We start from the raw sequence: 19,107 nt of genomic DNA, 5'->3' as shown, positions 1-19,107 counted from the left end.
CATGACCGCGCTTCGCATGCGTGCCCGTGATTTCCTGACCGACGACCAGCTTGCCGACGTGCGCCGGCGTGTGACCTGGAAGGGCGTTGCGCTGATCGCGCACGCCTGGGCGCTGATCGTTGGCGCGATGGCCTTGGTCGCGTGGTGGCCCAATCCGGTCACCTATGTCCTCGCCGTCGCGATCATCGGCTCGCGCCAGCTGGGCCTCGCGATCCTGATGCATGACGGCGCGCATGGCTGCCTGTCCGCCGACGAGAAGACCAATCTGGCCCTGAGCCAATGGTTTTGTGCCTATCCGCTGTTTGCGGAGACGCGCAGCTACCGGCGTTACCACCTGCAGCACCATGCGCGCACGCAGCAGGAGGATGATCCCGATCTCGTGCTGTCGGCGCCGTTTCCGATCACGAAGCTGAGCTATCGCCGCAAGTTCATTCGCGACATCACCGGACAGACCGGCTACCAGCAGCGCAAGGCGCAGCTGCTCAACGCGCTTGGCGCGAGGGACTGGCCGTGGCGCCAGCGCCTCACTCATTTCTGGGACAAGCTCGGTCCGCAATGCATCGTCAATGCCCTGATGTTCGCCGCGTGCGCGGCGGCGGGCGTGTGGTGGGCCTACCCGCTGTTATGGCTGGTGCCGCTCTTGACCTGGATGATGGTCATCACCCGCATCCGCAACATCGCCGAGCACGCCGTCGTTCCCGACAGCAGCGATCCCTTGCGCAACACCCGCACCACGCATGCCGGTTTTCTCGAGCGGCTGTTCATCGCGCCGTACTACGTGAACTATCACCTCGAGCATCACCTGCTGTTCTACGTGCCCTGCTACAATCTGCCGAAGGTGCATCGGCTGCTGAGCGCGAGCCGCTATGCCGGCCGCATGGAGGTGCAGCCGGGTTATGCCGCGGTGCTGCGGCTGGCGACGGCGAGGCCCGATCGGGACGACCGGCGGGGTGAGTTGGTGAACAGCGCGCGCCGTGCGCAGGCGGGGGCGAAGGTCGATGCCAACCAGACTGCCGGCGGGTTTTGAGCCTGCGTATCCCCAGTTGAATGCCGGCCGGGGTTCCCATCGCGGCTTGACAGTCCGGCCCCTGACGGTGTCTACGGCCCCCTTTGGAGCGTGATCCGGAACCATGGCCCAAGGAACCACCACCCAAGGCCGCGCGTAATCGGCTGCCGGTTCTCGAGGGATCGTGCCCGACAAGCAGGGAGCGCCGATGACGGCAGCATTCACATTTCCGGGGCAGGGGTCCCAGGCGGTCGGCATGGGCAAGGCCCTGGCCGACGCCTTTCCGGTGGCGCGCGCCGTGTTCGACGAGGTCGATGCCGCGCTGTCCGAGAAACTGACGGCCATCATCTGGGATGGTCCGGCCGAAACGCTCCAGCTCACCGAAAACGCCCAGCCGGCGCTGATGGCGATGTCCATCGCCACCCTGCGCGTGCTGGAGGCCGAGGCCGGTTTTTCCGTGGGACGAGACGCAGCCTTCGTCGCCGGCCATTCGCTCGGTGAATATTCGGCGCTCGCTGCGGCCGGCAGCCTGACGGTGTCGGATACCGCCCGTCTGCTTCGCACCCGCGGTCTCGCAATGCAAAAGGCCGTCCCGGTCGGGGCCGGCGCAATGGCCGCGCTGCTCGGTCTCGACTACGAGGCCGCCATGGAGGTGGCCAACGAGGCGGCGCAGGGGCAGGTCTGCCAGGCCGCCAACGACAATGGCGGCGGGCAGGTGGTGGTCTCGGGCGACAAGGCTGCGGTCGATCGCGCCGTCGAGATCGCCAAGACCAAGGGTGCCAAGCGCGCGATGCTGCTGCCGGTGTCCGCCCCGTTCCATTGCAGGCTGATGCAGCCCGCCGCCGACGCCATGGCGGAGGCGCTGTCGAAGGTCACGATCAAGGCGCCGGCCGCGCCGCTGGTGTCGAACGTGCTGGCAAGCGCCATCACCGACCCCGACGAGATCCGCCGCCGCCTGGTGGAGCAGGTCACCGGAACGGTGCGCTGGCGCGAGTCGGTCGCCTATATGGCGGGGCAGGGCGTCACCCGATTCTTCGAGATCGGCGCCGGCAAGGTGCTGACTGGTCTCGTCAAGCGCATCGCGGACGGAGCCGTCGGCGTTGCGGTCGGCGGTCCCAATGACATCGCCGCCGCGAAGGATGCACTGGCCGCTGCGAAGCAGGCTTGAGTTTACGCACGATCTTCCGGAAAACCGCTGCACACTTTTCCGGATCGTGCTTTGGAGGAGTTGTCTTCGATGTTCGATCTGACTGGCAAGAAGGCGCTTGTCACCGGCGCCACCGGCGGCATCGGCGGCGCGATCGCGCAGGCGCTGCACGCGCAGGGCGCGACCGTCGCGATATCGGGAACGCGCAAGGAAGTGCTTGATGAGCTTGCCGGCAAGCTCGGCGAGCGCGTCTTCGTGTTGCCCTGCAATCTCTCCAAGGCCGACGAGGTCGAGGCGCTGGTACCCGCCGCGGAAGCCGCGATGGGCCAGGTCGACATCCTCATCGCCAATGCCGGCATCACCCGCGACAATCTCTTCGTGCAGCTCCGTGACGAGGATTGGGAGGAGGTCATCAACGTCAATCTGACCGCGACCTTCCGCCTCGCGCGCGCCGCCACCAAGCTGATGATGCGCAAGCGCTTCGGCCGCATCATCGCCATCACCTCGGTGGTCGGCGTCACCGGCAATCCCGGGCAGGGCAACTACACCGCCTCGAAGGCGGGCCTGATCGGCATGATCAAGACGCTGGGCGCCGAATACGCCAAGCGCGGCGTGACCGCGAACTGCATCGCGCCGGGCTTCATCAAGACGCCGATGACCGACGCGCTCAACGACAAGCAGCGCGAAATGATTCTGACCAAGGTTCCGGCTGCCCGTCTGGGGACGCCCGAGGACATCGCCGCGGCGGCCGTGTACCTGAGCTCGAACGAAGCAGCCTACGTCACCGGCCAGACCATCCACGTCAACGGCGGCATGGCCATGATCTGAGGTCTTCGTTCCGCGCTGCCCACATGGTCGGCGTGGAATGCGGCAAACGGCCGTTTCCGGAGTGAAATGAGGCTTGTAGTCAAGGCAATTGAAGTGTGATAACCGGACCTTCAACGGATGGGCAAAGAACGCCATTGCAGGTTTTTGAAACCCTGTATATTGGCGATGCGGAGCCTTGGCCGTCGTTCGCCGGGCCCTGTATCGGTTAGGATGGGGCCAAATCAAAGTACGTAAGCGAAGGCAAGTAACACGACCACGACGGCTCGTATCGTCCCGGGGGGTCGGGTCTACAGGGAACAACACGAGGTTAAGCAATGAGTGACATTGGCGAGCGGGTTAAGAAGATCGTGGTCGAACACCTTGGTGTTGAACCCGAGAAGGTTGTCGACAACGCGAGCTTCATCGACGACCTCGGCGCCGACAGTCTGGACACCGTCGAGCTGGTGATGGCGTTCGAAGAGGAATTCGGTTGCGAGATTCCGGACGATGCCGCGGAGACGATTCTCACCGTCGGCGATGCCACGAAGTTTCTCGAGAAGAACGCGAAGAGCTGACGCTCTTCATTTCGCGGGGACAACATTGAAACCGGACGGGCCGCTTCGCAGCGGTCAGCCGGTTTCTTGTTATTGGCCGTGAATCTTTCGATGCGGAGTTTTCGGACATGAGGCGGGTTGTCGTCACTGGTCTCGGCATGGTGTCGCCGCTCGGCTGCGGCGTCGAACCGACCTGGAAACGCATCCTCAACGGCGAAAGCGGCGCGCGCGCGATCGAGAGCTTCGATGTCTCCGATCTTCAGACGAAATACGCCTGCACGGTCGTGCGCGGCGACGGCAGCAACGGCACCTTCAATCCCGACAAGTGGATGGAGCCGAAGGACCAGCGCAAGGTCGACGACTTCATCATCTTCGGCATGGCCGCGGCCGGCCAGGCGCTCGACGACGCCAACTGGCACCCCGAGTCCGAAGAGGACAAGTGCGCGACCGGAACCATGATCGGATCCGGCATCGGCGGCCTCAGCGGCATCGCCGAAACCGCGATCCTGTTGAAGGAGCGCGGACCGCGCCGGGTGTCGCCGTTCTTCATTCCGGGCCGGCTGATCAATCTCGCCTCCGGCTACGTCTCGATCGCGCACGGGCTGAAAGGGCCGAACCATGCCGTCGTCACGGCCTGCTCGACCGGCGCGCACGCGGTCGGCGATGCCGCCCGCCTGATCGCGCTGGGTGATGCCGACGTGATGGTCGCAGGCGGCGCCGAGTCGCCGATCAGCCGCATCGGCATTGCCGGCTTCAATGCCGCGCGCGCGCTTTCGACCGGCTTCAATGAGACGCCCGAGAAGGCCTCGCGTCCCTACGACAAGGACCGCGACGGCTTCGTGATGGGCGAGGGCGCCGGCGTCCTGGTGCTGGAGGAGCTCGAGCACGCGAGGCGCCGCGGCGCGAAGATCTATGCCGAGGTGATCGGCTACGGTCTGTCGGGTGATGCCTATCACATTACCTCGCCGTCGCCCGACGGCGATGGCGGCTTCCGCAGCATGTCGGCCGCGCTCAAGCGTGCCGGCCTGACCGCATCCGATCTCGATTACATCAACGCGCACGGCACCTCGACACCGCTCGGCGACGAGATCGAGCTCGGTGCCGTCGAGCGTCTGCTCGGCAATGCCGCCTCCAAGGTCGCGATGTCCTCGACCAAATCGTCGACCGGTCATTTGCTCGGTGCGGCCGGCGCGATCGAAGCGATCTTCGCCATCCTCGCGATTCGCGATAATGTCGTGCCGCCGACGATCAACCTCGACAATCCGTCGGTGGAAACCGCGATCGACCTCGTGCCGCACGTTGCGAAGAAGCGCGAGGTCAATGTTGCCTTGTCGAACTCGTTTGGTTTTGGCGGTACCAATGCGTCGGTGATCGTCCGACGTTTGGCCGATTAGTTTGCGTTTGAGACGAATCCACCGTTTTGCCGTATTCGGCGATAGTCATGGAAGTGGGCGTGCATTTGGCTCGGCAAGCGATGGTCGGGCCGCTATTGAACCGGCAGGATTCAGGTTGCTTCTATGAGTGAAAGGCCGCCCATCTCGCCCCGGAGTCCGCGGGCAGCGCTCGAGCCCGAGCAGCTCCCGCCGCCGCCGAAGCGTTCGGACCGCGCGCGCAATCCTTTCGTGGTCGTCGGCAATGCCATCATCACCCTTCTGCTGATCGCCATGCTCGGCGCCGGCGGCGTCTATTATTACGGCCGCCAGGTGCTCGAGGCGCCCGGGCCGCTGAAGGACGACAAGATCGTCAACATCCCGCAGCGCGCCGGCAAGCGCGACATCGCCGAGACGCTGAACCGGGAAGGCGTCACCGACATCAATCCCTGGGTGTTCATCGCTAGCGTTGCCGCGTTGAAGGCGAGCTCGGACCTCAAGCCGGGTGAATATTCGTTCCAGAAGAACGCCTCGCTCCGCGACGTCATCGCCACCATCGTCGAGGGCAAGGTGGTGCAGCATGCCGTCACGATTCCGGAGGGGCTGACCTCCGAGCAGATCGTGGCGCGCCTGTCCGACAACGACATCTTCACCGGCAGCGTGCGCGAGCTGCCGCGCGAGGGCACGCTGCTGCCGGAGACCTACAAGTTCCCGCGCGGCACGCCGCGCGAGCAGGTGGTCCAGCGCATGCAGCAGGCGCACAAGCGTGTGCTCGCCGAGATCTGGGAGCGTCGCAACCAGGACATTCCGGTCAGGACGCCGGAGCAGCTGGTGACCCTCGCCTCGATCGTGGAGAAGGAGACCGGCAAGCCCGACGAGCGCAGCCGCGTCGCGGCGGTGTTCGTCAATCGCCTGAAGCAGCGGATCAAGCTGCAGTCCGATCCGACCATCATCTATGGGCTGGTCGGCGGCAAGGGCACGCTGGGTCGCCCGATCAAGCGCAGCGAGATCACGCAGCCTTCGCCCTACAACACCTATGTGATCGAAGGCCTGCCGCCGGGCCCGATCTCCAACCCCGGCCGCGCCTCGCTGGAGGCCGCCGCCAATCCGGCCCGCACCCGCGACCTCTATTTCGTCGCCGACGGCAGCGGCGGGCACGCCTTTACCGAGACCTACGACGCGCACCAGAAGAACGTGGCCAAGCTGCGCGCGATGGAGAAGCAGATCCAGAACGACACGGTCGAGCCGCCCGAGGATGCGCCGCCGCCGGCCGCCGCTGCGCCCGGAGCCGCCGATACGCCGACCGCGACCACACCGGCGCGGCCCAATCAGCAGAAAAAGCCGCCGGCGGCACGCCCGGCAGCTCCGGCACCGGCGCGGCAGGGCGCGGTACAGCCGTCGCCACCGGTGGTCCAGCGCTAGATCCGTCGCAACCGCTGCTGCGGACTTTGCGGATTCCACTTTCCTGCAAAATAGTCTTAAGATTCGCGTGGCTTGATGCCTCGCGAATCCCGCGTTTCTGGAGAATTTGACCTGATGGCGCTGTCGTCCATGACCGGCTTTGCGAGATGCCACGGCGCAAGCGGGCCGTACACGTTCGAGTGGGAATTGAAGTCCGTCAACGCCAAGGGCTTCGACCTCAGGGTGCGGCTGCCGCAGGGCTTCGACGAGCTTGAGGCCTACGCCAAGAAGCGCGCCGGCGAGCTTTTGTCGCGCGGCACCGTCTACGCCAATCTCACCGTCAAGCGCAGCAATGCCGCCGCAACGGTTCGCGTCAACGAGGATGTGCTCAACGCCGTCCTGAAGGCCGCCGCCATGATCGGCGGCAAGATCGACGCGGTGGCCCCGAGCATCGACGGCCTGCTCGCCATCAAGGGCGTCGTCGAGGTCGCCGAGCCCGAGGGCGACGAGGCGGAGGACAACGCCGCGCGTGCCGCTGCCGCCGAGGCCTTCGACAAGGCGCTCGCCGAGCTCGTTGCGATGCGCAAGCGCGAGGGCACCTCGCTCGGCCAGATCCTGACCCAGCGCGTCGACGAGATCGAGCAATTGGCGAAGAAGGCGGAAGCTGCGCCCGGCCGCAAGCCGGAGGCGATCAAGGCGAGGCTCGCCGAGCAGATCGCGGCGCTGCTCGACACCTCCGACCGGTTCGATTCCGACCGTCTGATGCAGGAGGCGATCCTGATCGCCACCAAGGCCGACATCCGCGAGGAGCTCGACCGCATCGCATCCCACATCGCGCAGGCGCGCGAGCTGATCGGCAAGGGCGGCCCGATCGGCCGCAAGCTCGACTTCCTGGCGCAGGAGTTTCACCGCGAGGTCAACACCTGCTGCTCGAAGTCGAACGACATCGAGCTGACCAATACGGGGCTGGCCATGAAGAACGTGGTCGAGCAGTTCCGCGAGCAGGTCCAGAATCTGGAGTGATCGATGACGACGGGCGATCACGGAACTGACGGTGTCGAGCGGCGCGGCTTGATGTTCGTGCTGTCCTCGCCCTCGGGCGCGGGCAAGACCACGCTGTCGCGTCTTTTGATCGAGCGCATGCCCGGTCTGAAAATGTCGGTCTCGGCGACCACGCGGCCGAAGCGGCCGGGCGAGGTCGACGGCAAGGACTATCTGTTCGTCGACAAGCCCCGCTTCGAAGCCATGGTGAAGGGCGACGAGCTGCTCGAATGGGCCACCGTGTTCGACAACAGCTACGGCACGCCGCGGGCGCCGGTCGAAGCCGCGCTGTCGTCCGGGCAGGACGTGCTGTTCGACATCGACTGGCAGGGCACGCAGCAATTGCGCGAGAAGGCGCGCGCCGACGTCGTCAGCGTCTTCATCCTGCCGCCCTCGGCGGCCGACCTCGAAAAGCGCCTGCATTCGCGCGCGCAGGATTCCGACGAGGTGATCCGCAAGCGCATGAGCCGCGCCAGCCACGAGATGAGCCACTGGGCCGAGTACGACTACATCGTCATCAACCACGACGTCGATGAGGCCTTCGCCGAGGTGCAGTCGATCCTGAAGGCCGAGCGCCTCAAGCGCGAGCGGCGGATTGGCCTCGTTGGTTTCGTGCGAGGTTTGCAAGGCCAGCTGCAGGGCTAGGCTCTGGCAGCTGCGGCCCTTGCTTCGCCAGCCGTTCCAGCATCGCGGTGATCACGTCGACGTCGACGCCATCCTCGCTCTTCACATCCTCATTGCGATCGGCCTCGTCGCGGGCAGCGGGCTCCTTGTCGTCGGTCGCCTTGGCCGCGAGCGGGGGCGCGGCTTCGATCGCGAACGCGCCGTTGAAGATGTCGGCCTTGTCGAGCTCGCCAGCCTTGCTGCGGACGGAGGCGGATTGGGCCGCGATCAGGGAGATCTCCCTGGTGAATGCCGCGAGCTGCGCGGTCTGCGGTCGTACTTCATCGAAGTCGACCGGGCCGCCTTGCGCGTGCGGCTGGGCCGCTGAATTCGCACCGAGCCATGGCGCGCGGCTTCCGTCGTGATCCTGCGCCGCCCAATCGTCCCAATGCCCGCGGCGGTCGGAAGCAGCTTGAACGCGCACGCGCCTGCGGGCGAAACGGTAGATCACGCTGGCGAGGATGCCCGCAAGTGCCAGCGCGCCGCCGATCACCAGCAGCAGCATCTGCACCGAGCCGCCGGGTTTGTCGGTCATGCCGTCTGCTGCGGCAGGCGGGAGCGGGGCAGGGGATTTTGACGGCTTTGTCTTCGGCTGCGCAGTTGCTGTGACCACGGTCGTTGCCGGCTGCGGCTCCGGAGCGGTGGACGCTGCCGGGACATCAGGCCATGGCGAGGCGGGCGCTTGCTGCGCGCTGCTCTCAGCCGCCTGGTTCGCCGGTTGTTGAGCCGGTGGCGGGCTCGCCGGTGCGACCTGGGTCACCGCGTTCGGCGCCTTGGGAGGAGCGCCATTCCGCGGAGTTACATATTCGGCGCGCGCGTCCTGCACCGTCTGCTGCGGCGATGCCGATGATTCCGATGGTGTGTCGGCCGCGGCCTGCGTGGTCTGCACAGCTTTCGCACCGTCCTTGTCGCCGGCCGCGCGCAGATACCAGCATTTCTGCTTGGTTGTTCGATCGAGGCGGTAATACCAGTGCTGGCCCTGCGATGCTGCGCCCTTGGGCGAAGCGAGGCAGTCGGTAGCCGGGTTGGCCGTGCTCGGTGGGGTCGGCGCGTTCTGCGACACGGCCGCCAGTGGCAGGCCGGCAATCATGCTGCCGACCAGCGCGGATACGAATTTTGCGGTGCGGTTGCCCATCCTGGTCTCCCGGTTACGCATGACGCAACTCTTGACCTGCCCTTTGTCATCAAAGACTTGGGTGGCAATGAGCCGCAAATCCGGAGAGGATGTGGCTTGAATCGGGCCTGCGGGGCGTTCGTTCCGCTGAAAATAGCGGCTTTCCGGCGCTACTGTTTCGCCGAACTCCAGGTTCCGCCGCAGCCGTCGGAGCGGCGCCAGCTTCCGGAACCGCTGCGCGCGCCGAGACGCCCCGAGCCGGTGAAGGTGACGCCGTCGCCTTGACCGACGATGCTTCGCATCGCGGGGGGCGCTGCGCTGCGTCCGGGGCACGAGAGGAGTGTGTTGGGCGCTCTCTCCACGCCGTCATTGCGAGGAGCTCGCGACAAAATTGCGAAGCAATTTTGCGCTGATGCGACGAAGCAATCCAGACTACCTCTGCGGAAAGATTCTGGATTGCTTCGCTGCGCTCGCAATGACGGAGTATGCGGCACCGGCTTGCTCTTTCCATCGGCGCTCTTTGTTGCAGACGCACATCCGCATTCTCGCGGCACCTTTTGCCCGAGGCTTGCTCGTTTCGCGCCCCATGAAAGACCAGAGGGCGCAGGGAAGGCCGGGCGCCGGCGGCACCCGCAGATCCGTGCACAACGAAAAATGCACACGGGGTGGATCACAGGTGTGCCGGTCGCCCGGCCTTCCCTGCGCGGATGGTTTTAACGGTGTCCTTCGTGCTCTCCTCGGGGAGCGTTGCACTATTGCCCCCGTCGCCTCGCCGCTGATCGATGCGCGTGCCGGTTGGCCGCCACATCACGGCGAGATTTGACGCCAGAACCCCGGGCGTCGGGACCACACGACTTCTCCGTCCGCGGACGCCCCTGCCTCAGCATCCGGGGCCCGATGTGCGCGCCCCCGACCGTCAACAAGACCGCTGTGACCGCGCCGTGTCGTAGCGCGCCGCGCATGACTCAACGGTCGCCCGTCCCCGTCACCGCCTCTCGCGCCGGCGCTACCGCGTCCACCGCACCCCGACCCGCATCTCGTGACGATCGCGAAGCGCCCCTCTGGCAGGGTCGGGATGACCGTTCTATGCCACAAATCCGAAATTCGGGAAAGTGGAATATTTTTGCGGGAAGGGGTTGACGGGTTTCATGGTGTTTTGCCGGACGCCTCGCGAGCGGTTGCCGCAGCCTCCGCTCGGTCATTCCGGGGCACCCTGAAAGGGCGAGCCCGGAATCCATCGGACGGCGGGGCATGCGGCCCGATGGATTCCGGGCCTGCGTGCTTGCGCACGCATCCCGGAATGACGGTGGAGGTGACGAAGGTTCATTTCAACGGCAGGAACAGGTCCGCCGCTGCCTCGTGCTCGGCGACATCGGGAACGAAGTTCAGCCGCTGGCAATAGATCGGGAAGTCGCGCACCTCCTCGCCGCTGGCCGGAAGCCAGTCGCGATAGAGGAACAGCGCGGCGGGCTCGAGATTGTCGGTGTTGCCGACGACGCGCAGCACGGCGCAGCGACCGCCCGGAATTTCGCCGGCCCTGATCGCCGCGCCGCTCGGCTCGATCGGCTTGTCGGTTCCGACGCAGAGGTCCACGCTGTAGTCGGCAGGCGAGGCCGGCCGCCGCTCGGACCGCCAGACGTTGAAGGTCGGACTCGTGCGCGGGTGCAGGCCGGCGGCTTTGCGCCAGGCGATGAAGCGCTGGATGGTGGCGGGAAGCGTCGCCGGGTCGCCGCGGTGCTCCATGATCGCCACCGCCGTCGTCGGCACGTTGAGGATCGTCACGTCGTCGCTGGTAAAGGTCTTCTGCATGAACTTGCTCCTCGCATTGTCGAGTGGCCCGAAGGCCGCAAGCCACGGCTCCCAGTCGGGAGACTTCCGGAACGACGACGGCGATTGCCCGAACCGTTGCCGAAAGGCGCGGGCGAAGGCGTCGGGTGCGTCGTAGCCGGCATCCATCGCGATATCCGTGACGCTGTCGGCGTCGTTGTAGGCCAACCGGTATGAAGCGCGCTTCATGCGGGCAAGCTGGATGTAGCGATGCACGGACAGCCCGAAGGTCGCCGTGAACTGCCGGTGGAAATGATACTTGGAGTAGGCCGCGACGCCGCTCAGCGCATCCAGGTCCAGATCGTCATCCAGATGCCGGTCGATGTGATCCAGCACCCGCTGCATCCGGGCATGGTAGTTTTGAAGCGCCGCCGTCATCGTGTCCTCCGTGGCAGCACCAGCTAAAGCGCAGGTGGGCATGACGTGCTCGACCGATCTTGCGGTTTTGCCACGGGGCGCAGAACGCCGCCAAGCTGTTTTCACTTTGGGAAACTTCTCGCCTCCGCCGCGGTTGAATCGGGGCTGAGGAGACGCCATGCCGATCAAGGATCAGGTCAAGAATTTCGCCAGGAAGCTGGTGGAGGATCGTCCCGATGCCGCGGCGCTGCGGGCGCTGGTGCGGGCGCGAAAGCCGGCCGCACTGCATTTTCGCGACGACGGCATCGTGCCGAACAATCCGAAATTTCCGGCGTTGCTCTATCGGGGGGCGGTGAAGCTGAACAGCCGGCGCTTTCCTCCTGACGTCGTCATCGACACGATGTTCGATGCGAATGGCTGGGGCCGGTCGTGGCGCGACACGGTGTATGACTTCGTCCATTATCATTCCCAGATCCACGAGGTGATGGGCGTGGCACGTGGTACGGCCAGGATCGAGTGCGGCGGCGTCAAGGGCCGAATCCTGCGCGTCAAGGCCGGCGACGTTCTGGTGCTTCCCGCGGGCACCGGACACCGGCTCATCGAGGCCAGTCGGGACTTTCTGGTGGTCGGCGCCTATCCGCAGGACGGGACCTATGACGAGTGCACCGACACGCGTGAGCGTCCCGACGCCATCAAGCGCATCGCCAAGGTCCGCAAGCCGAAGACCGATCCGGTCCTCGGACCCGGCGGTCCGCTGTTGCGCTCGTGGCGGAAAGCGCGATCGCGATCGCGATCCGGCGGGTAGCTGTCGCGTCCGCCGCTCAGGTCAGATAGTCGGGCGTGAAATCCGCAAGCTTGCGCAGCTCTTCGGTTTGCAGCAGCTCGATCTCGCTGCCCTCCCAGGCGATCAACCTGCGCTGCCTCAGCTCCTGGATGGTGCGATTGACGTGGACGATCGAGAGGCCGCAGGCATCTGCAACGTGGCGCTGCGTCATCGGCATCTGGAAGCAGCCGTCCGTGACGAGGCCGACCATCTCCAGCCGTGCGGCGAGTTCGCAGATGAGGTGCGCGACCTTGGCCAGGGCCGCCTGCGCACCGAGACGGGCGATCCATTGCCGCGAGATCGCCGCATCGATCAGCGTCTCGCGCCAGAACGCGCGAGTCAAATGCATCGAGCCGTCGAGCAGCTGCTTGAGCTGGCTGTGCGCGACGGTGCCGACGATGGTCGGTCCGAGCCCGACGAGGTCGGCATCCATCGGCGCGACCAGCAGCGTGTGCAGGCAGGGCATGTCGCCGGGAACGTGAAAGGCGAGGATCTGGCTGCGGTCGCCCACGATACGGGCCTGGTAGAGGAAGCCGTGCACGACGAAGACGCAGCGCGAGACGGGCTCGCCCTGGCGCAACACGATCTCCCCGTCGGCGACCTGGCGCAGGGTGGAGGGCAGGGCGGCGATCTCTCGGCGTTCGTCCTCGGACAGGTCTTCGATGGCCTGCAGACGCGCGATGAACCTTGGATGCGGCATGAGCCTCGCGTGCCGGTTCAATCGTCGCGCGACCCGGATGCCTCGACGAAGCGCCGCGAGAGCTTTGCGAGGGTCCAGTCGGAGACGGGCGCAGAGCGGAACTCGCGAATGGCGCGGGCAAGCTCCTGATCGGACATCGGCCGGACCGGATGCTTCAGCGCGCCCTGGACGACGGCATTCTTGATGCTGTCGAGCTGCGCGCTGGTATCCGCCGTGAACAGGCTGCGGATACGTTCCAGGATCGTAGGGCTCATGAAGGAATGGCTCGTCGTCGAGGTGACGGTGTGGATGCGACCTGTACGGCCGCAGATCGATTAGCAACCTCTGCTTCCGAAGCGCGTTCTAGTCCGCTGAACCCGAGCCGGACGTATCATTTGATAGAACCGGTGCAATTTTTGGCGGCGCATGGAAAAAGCCCACGACGTGATGATCCGGAACCTGTCCGAGCACACCGCGCTCGCAGAGGAGGATCTAAAGGAGATTCGCGCTCTCACCTTCACGCTGCGCGATATCGAGCCGAACGAGGATTTCATCCGCCAGGGCGACGAACCCGAACATTCGGTGCTGGTCGTCTCGGGCATGGTCGCGCGCTACCATCTGCTCGGCGGCGGCGGGCGACAATATCTTGCCTTCCACCTCACCGGCGACTTGCCGGACGCGCAAGGCCTGTTCATCGACGAGATGGACCACGGATTGAGCGCGCTGGGGCCGGCCACGGTTGCCTTCATCCCGCACCGCGAATTGTTCACCGCGTTCCGGCGGCGGCCGACCTTTGCGCTGGCCGTCTGGCGCGAGACGCTGCTCGATGCCGCGATCTTTCGCGAGGCCATCACCAACAACAGCGCCCGGCCGATGCAGGCGCGCATGGCTCACCTGTTCTGCGAGCTGTTCTACCGCGCCCGTGCCGCGCAGCTCGTCCGCGGCAATCGCTGTCCCTTTCCGATCAGCCTGGTGCAACTCGGCGAAACGCTGGGCATGGCGATCGCGACCGTGAACCGGACGCTGGCCGAGCTCCGGCGCAGCGGCGCCATGGATCTGCGTGAGGGCGAGCTGATCGTGCTGAAATGGCGCGACTTGCAGCGGCTCGGCGATTTCAGCCCGATCTACCTGCACCAGAAGCGGCAGTCGCCGCGGCATGGCTGAGACCGCTGCTAGCCATCGGCGGATGCCGCGCCGAGCACCTCGTCACAATGCTTCTTCACCCAATCGTTGCAGCAGCAAGCCCTGGCGTCGAGCGCCGCGGCGTCGAGGATCAGGATGGCGCCGCGCCGGGTGGCGAGGATGCGCCGGGCCTTGAACATCTGGATGACGCGGCTGGCATAGCTGCGGGAGACGCCGAGCATGCCGGCGAGCTGCTCGTGGGTGAGGGGGATCTCGGCCCGGCCGATCCGCTCCTGCGCGGAGATGATCCACTTGGCGGCGCGCTGCTCGATCGGATGCGCGGCGTTGCAGGCCGCGTTCTGCAGCAATTGCGCGAACTGGCAATCGGCATAGCGCGAGAACGCCTCTTGCAGCGCGGCCGACCTCTGCTGCGCCTGCTCGAGCGCGCGCAGCGGCAGCCGAACGAGCGTGCCGCCGAGCTTCACGACGATGCGGGAATAAGCGAGCGAAGGATTGCGGCCGGCGGCAACACCCACCGCCCCCTCGCGTCCCACCAGCAGGCTTTCGACCTCGCGGTCATCCTCGACCGGAACGGCGAACGACACCAGCGTGGGGCCGCAGGGAAAATGAACCGCCGCCACGGCGTCGCCGGCATGATGCAGAATGTGGCCCGCCTCGAGGTCGACCGGCTGGAGATGAGGTGCAAGAAGCTCGAAATCTCGGGGGGCGAGCTGCCGGAGCAGATCGTTCGGAGGCCGACCGGTCACAGTTTCTTCTCTTGGCTGGCCGGGAATCGGCGCCGGTCGCAACCCTACGTTTCCGTAGCGGAACCAACGGTTCCAAAGTGCACACAAGGGGCGGCTCAGGGGCCGAAAAGTTGGCGCGCAGGCCCTAGCCGCCGGGGCCAGAAGGCGGCGATGAACATCATCCGACCCGTGCTTCGCGGTCTGCCGTGGATCGGCGTTCGGCGACGTGTGCGCGATAGGCGTCGATCGCCCTGTTGGCGAGCATCAGCTGCCGGCGTTCGCCGGTCCTGAGCTGGGCTTCGATGGCGTCGAGAAGGAAGTTCGCGCTCTCGTCCGGCGGGCCGAGCTCGCCGCTCTGCTCGAGGCAGCTCCAGGCGATGAAGAATGCGCTTTCGACGGTGCAGCGAATGGACATGCGCTGCCAACGCGGCGAGACCAAAGGCGTTCCGTGCCGCGGGCCCAACTTGCGCCGGGCCCGCAACAAGCGGTCGGTCAGTTCTTCAGCACGATGCGGCCGACGACCTTGCCGGCACGAAGCTCGTCGATCCATTTCTGGACGTCGCCCATCGGCTCCTCGCGCATCGGCGTCGGCTTGATCTTGCCGGCGCGCGCCAGCGCCATCAGCTCGTGGGCCTCGGCGAGCGTGCCGACCATGAAGCCCTCGATGGTCATGCGCTTGTAGACCCATTGCACCATCGGCAGCGTGAATTGGCCGCCCATCAGGCCGGAGACCACGATCTTGCCGCCGCGCGCGGCGACCGCGACCGCAAAGGCCATCGACTTCTCGTTGCCGGCGAAATCGACGATCTCGTCGAAGCCGCCTTCGGTCTCCTTCAGGATGCGCTTGATCACGTCGGGCTCGGACGGGTCGTAGGCGACCGCGGCACCGTTCTTCAGCGCGGTGTCGCGCGCGGCCGGCGAGAGGTCGGCGACCGTGATCGGCTGCTTGAACATGGCTTGCGCAAACGACAATCCCATCATGCCGACGCCGCCGAGACCGATCAGCAGCAGGTTGCGCTGGCGCGGACGGTCGACCAGGCGCTTGAGCGCGCCATAGGCGGTGACGCCGGAGCACATCAAGGTCGCGGCCTGGTTGACGGGCAGGGGATCGTAGTCGAGCAGATATTTCGCGTCGGGCACCAGCACGTGGGTGGCAAAGCCGCCGTCGATGGAGACGCCGAGGAAGCGCTGCTTCACGCAGAGATTCTCATCGCCATTGGCGCAATCGCGGCACTGGCCGCAGCCGATCCAGGGGAAGACGGCCTTCTTCGCGCCGACGAGACTCGGCGCGACGTCCGGGCCGACCTCGTCGACCACGCCGGCGATCTCGTGGCCAAGGGTGAACGGCAGCGTCATGCCGCGCGTGGTGTCGAGCTTCTTGCCGCCGCCGAGATCGGCATAGCCGTCCTGGATATGCAGGTCGGAATGGCAGAGGCCGCAGCGCTCGATGCGCACCAGCACCTCGGCGCCTTTCGGCTTCGGCGTGTCGACGATGGTCTCGCACAAGGGCGCGTCGAACTTGACCAGGGACTGCCTGCGCATCAGCGCCATTTTCTTTCCTCCGGAATTCTTGGTTACTCGGTTTCGCTGCGTATATCCGCCAATTCGCGCGCCATGGCAACAAAGCCGGAGATGGGAATGGTCTCCGCGCGCCGGGTCGCATCGACGCCGGCGGCATGCGCGAGTCGCGCCGGATCCGCTTGAAGCGACTTCAGGCTCTGCCGCAGCATCTTGCGGCGCTGGCCGAAGGCGGCGGCGGCGACCTGTTCGAGCAGCTTGCGATCGCACGGCAGCGGCGCTGCGCGCGGCACAAGGCGCACGACGGAGGAGGTGACCTTGGGCGGCGGCACGAAGGCGGACGGCGCGATGTCGAACAGGATCTTGGTCTCGCAACGCCAGTTGGCGAGCACGCCGAGCCGGCCATAGGCCTCCTCGTCCTCGTGCGCCACGATGCGCTCGGCGACCTCGCGCTGGAACATCAGCACCATCATGTCGTACCAGGGCGGCCAGGGTTCGCTGGTGAGCCAGTTGATCAGGAGCTGGGTCGCGATGTTGTAGGGCAGGTTGGCGACGATCCTGGCTCGCGCGCCGTCGAGCAACGGGCGCGGATCGAATGTCATGGCGTCGCCATGCACGATCTCGAGCCTGCCGGGATAGCGCGCGGAAATATCCTGCAAGGCCGGGATCGCGCGCTCGTCGTGCTCGATGGCGATGACCCGCCGCGCGCCGAGCGCCAGCAGGGCGCGCGTCAGCCCGCCCGGGCCGGGGCCGATCTCGACGATGGTGGACTCCTCGAGCGGCGCCGCGGCGCGCGCGATGCGCGCCGTGAGATTGAGATCGAGCAGAAAATTCTGGCCGAGCGATTTGCGCGCCGACAGCGCGTGCCGGCGAATGACCTCGCGCAGCGGCGGGAGGTCGTCGATCGCGCTCATCAGCTTGGTGAGCCTGGTGAAGCCGCCATGCGGCTGGCGAGCCTCAAGGCTGCGATCAGGCTCGCCGGATTGGCCTTGGCCGTGCCGGCGATGTCGAAGGCGGTGCCGTGATCGGGCGAGGTGCGGACGAAGGGCAGGCCGAGCGTGACATTGACCGCATTGTCGAACGCGACCGTCTTGATCGGGATCAGCGCCTGGTCGTGATACATGCAGATGGCGCAGTCATAGGTGCTGCGCGCGGCCTCGTGGAACATGGTGTCGGCGGGCAGCGGGCCCCTGGTCTCGATGCCGTCATTGCGCAAGACTTTCAGCGCCGGGGCGATGATGGTCTGCTCCTCGTGGCCGAGCGAGCCGTCCTCGCCGGCATGCGGATTGAGGCCGGAGACGGCGATGCGCGGCCGCGCGATGCCGAAGCGGGATTTCAGCTCGGTTGCGACGATGCGCACGGTCGAGGCGATCAGCTCGCCGGTAAGCTGGACCAGGGCATCGCGGATCGAGACGTGAATGGTCACGGGCACCACGGCGAGCTGCGGCGACCATAGCATCATCACCGGCTGCGGCACGCGCCCGCTCTCTGCGGCGAGCTCGGCGAGGAATTCGGTGTGGCCGGGATGACGGAAGCCGGCGCGGTAGAGCACGCTCTTGGCGATCGGATTGGTGACGACGGCGCTGGCGCGGCCCTCGCGCACATCCGTGACCGCCTGCCGGATCGAGGCGAGCGCGGCCGGCGCGCTCGATGCGTCGGGCTTGCCGGGCTCGGCGGTCGCGCGCTCGCCGGTGGCGACCACGGGCAGCGCATCGGTGAAGGCGGAAGCCGCCTCGCCGGGGCTCACCGCCACCGTCCTGACGCCGGCCCCCAGCGACGGGGCGAGCGCCTTGGCGCGGCGCGCGATCAGGGCCTCGTCACCGAGCAGATAGAAGGCGGGCAGGTTCAGCTCGCGCCGCCGCAGCCAGGCTGCGATCGTGATGTCGGGGCCGATGCCGGCCGGCTCTCCCAGGGTCAGGGCAAGAGGAAGGGCCGGCGGCTTTGCTGCGCGATCGGCCATCAGCGGTTGCGATATTCGATCATCGCCGCCTTGCGGAGCTCGTCGAGATAGGCCTTCTGGGTCTTCTCGTATTTCTCCTGGTACATCTTCTCGCGGACCTCGCGCTTCTTCGGCGTGTCGATCATGGTCGGCTTGCGCGAGCACAGCACCACCATTTCGATGCCGTTCTTGGTCAGCTCGGGCGCGGTCAGATGGCCGATCGGGGTATCGTCGAGCACCTTGCGCAGCGCCTCCGGCAGTTCGGCGGTGGTCTTGGTGACGGTGTCGCGAATGGTGGCGTTCGGCGTCGAGCGGAACAGCGAATTGGCTTCCTCGCAGCTTCCGACGCGCGCGCGATAGCTCTCGGCTTCCTTCTTCCGGGTCTCCATGAACGCCGGGGACGAGCCGCGCGGCACGATCAGCACGATCGGCTGCATCTTGTACTCGGTGCCTTCGACCTGCAGCTTGTCGCCGGTCTGGGCCTGCACGGCCTGCGCGACGTCGCGCTCGCCGACGAGCAGCTTCTCCTTGAAGCGGCCGCGCACGAGGCTGCCCCAGACCATCTCGGCCCTCATTCGGCTCTTCAGCGTTTCGGGGCGGAGGCCTTTGGATTCGAGCGACTTGGCGAGCTGGTCCGACGTGATGCGCATGCGCTGCGCCATGCCCTCGAAGGACTGGTTGATGTCGGAGGCGCTGGGATCGACCCCGTACTTCTTGCCCTCCTTGATCTTCACCTTGTCGTCGATCAGCTGGTTGATGACGTCCTGCCGGCTCGGGGTCTTCTGCGTCGTAAGCTGGTCGAGCTTGGAGCGCTGCTCGATGTCGAAATCGGTGATCGGATCGCCGTTGACCATGACGACGATGTTCTGCGCGCGCGACGGCGAGGGCAGTCCGGTCAGGATCAGCCCGGCACCGATGGCAAGCAAGAGGCGGAAGACGGGCAATGGAGTCGTCATGATTGTCGCTCGCATGTCAGCCGCGTCGAGCCTGTGA

20 protein-coding genes are annotated in these 19,107 nt (G+C 66.2%); 10 read left to right on the top strand and 10 right to left on the bottom strand.

Translation table 11 applies throughout. From position 1 onward, the window contains the following. The first annotated feature begins 1 nt into the window (after position 1). From K410_RS0121820 to gmk, 8 genes are all read left to right on the top strand, one after another. On the top strand, positions 2-1,027 hold the full coding sequence (locus tag K410_RS0121820) for a fatty acid desaturase family protein (RefSeq protein WP_028136845.1): 1,026 nt from the start codon (positions 2-4) through the stop codon (positions 1,025-1,027). 187 nt (positions 1,028-1,214) lie between these two features. Further along, entirely contained in the window at positions 1,215-2,174 is a 960-nt protein-coding gene (fabD, locus tag K410_RS0121815) for an ACP S-malonyltransferase (protein ID WP_028136844.1), read from the top strand. Between the two features lie 69 nt (positions 2,175-2,243). Beyond that, positions 2,244-2,981: a 3-oxoacyl-[acyl-carrier-protein] reductase gene (gene fabG, locus K410_RS0121810; RefSeq protein WP_028136843.1), complete on the top strand. Its 738-nt coding sequence runs from the start codon at positions 2,244-2,246 to the stop codon at positions 2,979-2,981. Positions 2,982-3,295: 314 nt separating this feature from the next. After that, complete coding sequence (locus K410_RS0121805) at positions 3,296-3,535, top strand: acyl carrier protein (protein WP_008551805.1); 240 nt, start codon at positions 3,296-3,298, stop codon at positions 3,533-3,535. A 107-nt stretch (positions 3,536-3,642) separates the two neighbouring features. Further along, positions 3,643-4,908 (top strand): beta-ketoacyl-ACP synthase II, encoded by a 1,266-nt coding sequence (fabF, locus tag K410_RS0121800; RefSeq protein WP_028136842.1) that lies wholly within the window; start codon positions 3,643-3,645, stop codon positions 4,906-4,908. Positions 4,909-5,031: 123 nt separating this feature from the next. Continuing rightward, positions 5,032-6,306 (top strand): endolytic transglycosylase MltG, encoded by a 1,275-nt coding sequence (gene mltG / locus K410_RS0121795; RefSeq protein WP_028136841.1) that lies wholly within the window; start codon positions 5,032-5,034, stop codon positions 6,304-6,306. A gap of 114 nt (positions 6,307-6,420) precedes the next feature. Next, positions 6,421-7,308, top strand: a complete 888-nt coding sequence (locus K410_RS0121790) for a YicC/YloC family endoribonuclease (protein ID WP_028136840.1) — start codon at positions 6,421-6,423, stop codon at positions 7,306-7,308. Positions 7,309-7,311: 3 nt separating this feature from the next. Then, positions 7,312-7,971 carry a guanylate kinase gene (gmk, locus tag K410_RS0121785; protein ID WP_028136839.1) on the top strand — a complete coding sequence of 220 codons (660 nt, stop codon included), beginning with the start codon at positions 7,312-7,314 and terminating at the stop codon, positions 7,969-7,971. Here the strand turns inward: gmk and K410_RS0121780 are convergent. Together K410_RS0121780 and K410_RS0121775 are read right to left on the bottom strand one after the other, a co-directional pair. After that, positions 7,904-9,145 carry a hypothetical protein gene (locus K410_RS0121780; RefSeq protein WP_155253541.1) on the bottom strand — a complete coding sequence of 414 codons (1,242 nt, stop codon included), beginning with the start codon at positions 9,143-9,145 and terminating at the stop codon, positions 7,904-7,906. The two genes, gmk and K410_RS0121780, sit on opposite strands and share 68 nt — an antisense overlap. 1,281 nt (positions 9,146-10,426) lie before the next feature. Then, positions 10,427-11,308 (bottom strand): AraC family transcriptional regulator, encoded by an 882-nt coding sequence (locus K410_RS0121775; RefSeq protein ID WP_028136837.1) that lies wholly within the window; start codon positions 11,306-11,308, stop codon positions 10,427-10,429. Between the two features lie 157 nt (positions 11,309-11,465). On the opposite strand from K410_RS0121775, the gene K410_RS0121770 reads away from it, so the two are divergent. Next, positions 11,466-12,092 (top strand): cupin, encoded by a 627-nt coding sequence (locus tag K410_RS0121770; protein WP_028136836.1) that lies wholly within the window; start codon positions 11,466-11,468, stop codon positions 12,090-12,092. A gap of 16 nt (positions 12,093-12,108) precedes the next feature. On the opposite strand, the gene K410_RS0121765 is transcribed toward K410_RS0121770, so the two are convergent. Together K410_RS0121765 and K410_RS0121760 are read right to left on the bottom strand one after the other, a co-directional pair. Next, positions 12,109-12,810, bottom strand: coding sequence for a Crp/Fnr family transcriptional regulator (locus K410_RS0121765; protein ID WP_028136835.1), 702 nt, complete (start codon positions 12,808-12,810; stop codon positions 12,109-12,111). Between the two features lie 17 nt (positions 12,811-12,827). Further along, positions 12,828-13,064 (bottom strand): hypothetical protein, encoded by a 237-nt coding sequence (locus K410_RS0121760; RefSeq protein ID WP_028136834.1) that lies wholly within the window; start codon positions 13,062-13,064, stop codon positions 12,828-12,830. Between the two features lie 151 nt (positions 13,065-13,215). Between K410_RS0121760 and K410_RS0121755 the strand changes: the two genes are divergently transcribed. Further along, a complete protein-coding gene (locus tag K410_RS0121755; protein ID WP_028136833.1) occupies positions 13,216-13,953 on the top strand; it encodes a Crp/Fnr family transcriptional regulator in 738 nt (245 codons plus the stop codon). An 8-nt stretch (positions 13,954-13,961) separates the two neighbouring features. On the opposite strand, the gene K410_RS0121750 is transcribed toward K410_RS0121755, so the two are convergent. The 6 genes from K410_RS0121750 to K410_RS0121725 form a co-directional block, all read right to left on the bottom strand. After that, the gene (locus K410_RS0121750; RefSeq protein ID WP_028136832.1) at positions 13,962-14,678 is read right to left on the bottom strand and encodes a Crp/Fnr family transcriptional regulator; all 717 of its coding nucleotides are present in this window, start codon (positions 14,676-14,678) and stop codon (positions 13,962-13,964) included. A 157-nt stretch (positions 14,679-14,835) separates the two neighbouring features. Next, entirely contained in the window at positions 14,836-15,072 is a 237-nt protein-coding gene (locus K410_RS0121745; protein WP_028136831.1) for a hypothetical protein, read from the bottom strand. 77 nt (positions 15,073-15,149) lie between these two features. After that, a complete protein-coding gene (locus tag K410_RS0121740; protein ID WP_028136830.1) occupies positions 15,150-16,208 on the bottom strand; it encodes an alcohol dehydrogenase in 1,059 nt (352 codons plus the stop codon). A 23-nt stretch (positions 16,209-16,231) separates the two neighbouring features. Then, on the bottom strand, positions 16,232-17,089 hold the full coding sequence (gene rsmA, locus K410_RS0121735; protein WP_028136829.1) for a 16S rRNA (adenine(1518)-N(6)/adenine(1519)-N(6))-dimethyltransferase RsmA: 858 nt from the start codon (positions 17,087-17,089) through the stop codon (positions 16,232-16,234). Beyond that, entirely contained in the window at positions 17,089-18,135 is a 1,047-nt protein-coding gene (pdxA, locus tag K410_RS0121730; protein WP_028136828.1) for a 4-hydroxythreonine-4-phosphate dehydrogenase PdxA, read from the bottom strand. Before pdxA ends, rsmA begins: the two co-directional genes overlap by 1 nt. Next, on the bottom strand, positions 18,135-19,070 hold the full coding sequence (locus K410_RS0121725) for a SurA N-terminal domain-containing protein (protein ID WP_028136827.1): 936 nt from the start codon (positions 19,068-19,070) through the stop codon (positions 18,135-18,137). The genes pdxA and K410_RS0121725 overlap by 1 nt, the downstream gene beginning before the upstream one ends. Between the last annotated feature and the right edge of the window lie 37 nt (positions 19,071-19,107).

It is taken from the genome of Bradyrhizobium sp. 22, from assembly GCF_000482425.1.
Taxonomy (GTDB): domain Bacteria; phylum Pseudomonadota; class Alphaproteobacteria; order Rhizobiales; family Xanthobacteraceae; genus Bradyrhizobium; species Bradyrhizobium japonicum_B.
Note: the sequence above shows the minus strand (reverse complement) of the source record. Positions and strands in the feature narration are given on the sequence as shown.